Raw genomic sequence first — 1741 nt, forward strand, 5'->3', positions numbered from 1 at the left:
TCAGAATAGAAAATCATCTTCTGTCAGGTTTGCCGCGTTAAAGTTGCTTATAGTAATCGAACCGTGCCCGGATACAGAGATTTCCGTGTTCGAACCGTTCGTTGTGCTCGTTGTGATGGTCAAATCTGAGTAGGATACACCTGCGATATTAACTCTGATAAGGTCAATGCCATCTTCGAAGTCATTGACCGTGTCGCTTCCAAAACCGTCTCTAAAGACAAACTCGTCACTTCCGGACCCGCCACTCAGATAGTCATCGCCATCACCGCCCCACAGATCGTCATCGCCAGCACCGCCCGACAGGGTGTCATCGCCAGCACCGCCACTCAGGGTGTCAATGCCATCACCGCCCCACAGATCGTCATTGCCATCCCCGCCACTCAGATTGCCATTGCCATCCCCGCCCCACAGAATGTCATCGCCAGCATCGCCGTACAGATCGTCCCGGCCATCACCGCCGTACAGATAGTCATTGCCATCCCCGCCCCTCAGGGTGTCATTGCCATCCCCGCCCCGCAGGGTGTCATCGCCAGCATCGCCGTTCAGATCGCCCCACAGATCGTCATCGCCAGCACCGCCCCACAGAATGTCATCGCCATCACGGCCGTTCAGAGAGTCATCGCCATCACCGCCGTACAGATCGTCATCGCCATCACCGCCAAACAGATAGTCATCGCCATCTTCGCCCCTCAGGGTGTCAATGCCAGCATCGCCCCACAGATCGTCATTGCCATCACCGCCGTACAGATCGTCCCGGCCATCACCGCCGTACAGATAGTCCCGGCCATCCCCGCCCCACAGAATGTCATCGCCATCCTCGCCGTGCAGATCGTCCCGGCCATCACCGCCCCACAGAATATCATCGCCAGCATCGCCAATCAGATAGTCCCAGCCATCACCGCCCCACAGAATGTCATCGCCATCACCGCCATTCAGAGAGTCATCGCCATCACCGCCGTGCAGGGTGTCAATGCCAGCATTGCCGTACAGATCGTCATCGCCAGCACCGCCGTACAGATTGTCATCGCCGGCATTGCCGTACAGATCGTCATCGCCTTCGCCGCCCCACAGAATGTCATCGCCAGCATCGCCGCGCAGATAGTCCCGGCCATCCCCGCCCCACAGAATGTCATCGCCAGCATTGCCGTACAGACGGTCATCGCCAGCATCGCCGATGATCTGATCGTTTCCGGTGCTGCCGTGCAGATAGTCCCGGCCATCACCGCCGACGATCATCGGCGCTTCGTCTCGTCCATGAACAACGACTGAAACGGTTGCGGTGCTCTCACCACCATTGCCGTCACTGACGGTATAGGTGAAGGTATCCGTCAGGGTCTGGCCAGCTGCCAAAGCTTGAACAGCGGCTACGTCGGTGGGATCATAGCTGATGGTCCCGTCAGTGTTCAGCGTCACGGCCGCCCCATGCGTACTCGTGGCAGAAACAGCTGTCACCGTGAGTGCATCCCCATCGACATCACTGTCGTTGGCAAGAAGCGTGGCGGTATCAATCAAGGTCATAACATCTTCTGTGATCGGAGCGTGGCTTTGCGCAACATCATCGGCCGCGACAGGTGCATCGTCGACAGGTGTAATCTCAAGAGCAAAGGCATCGCTTGCTGAAAGAGACCCATCGCTGGCCGTCACCGTGACACTCAATGTACCATTGAAGCCCTGCGGCGGTGTGCCCGAGAAACTCCCCGAAGCCGCATCAAACATCAGCCAGTCCGGCAGCGCCGCACCC

At 58.2% G+C, this 1741-nt stretch carries 1 protein-coding gene; it reads right to left on the minus strand.

The features are described from left to right. A partial coding sequence (locus ACFWW2_RS16740) for an Ig-like domain-containing protein (protein WP_393929794.1) occupies nt 1–1741 on the minus strand: 1741 nt, incomplete at its 5' end.

The sequence above is a fragment of the Yoonia sp. R2-816 genome (assembly GCF_046762905.1).
Classification (GTDB): Bacteria; Pseudomonadota; Alphaproteobacteria; order Rhodobacterales; family Rhodobacteraceae; genus Yoonia.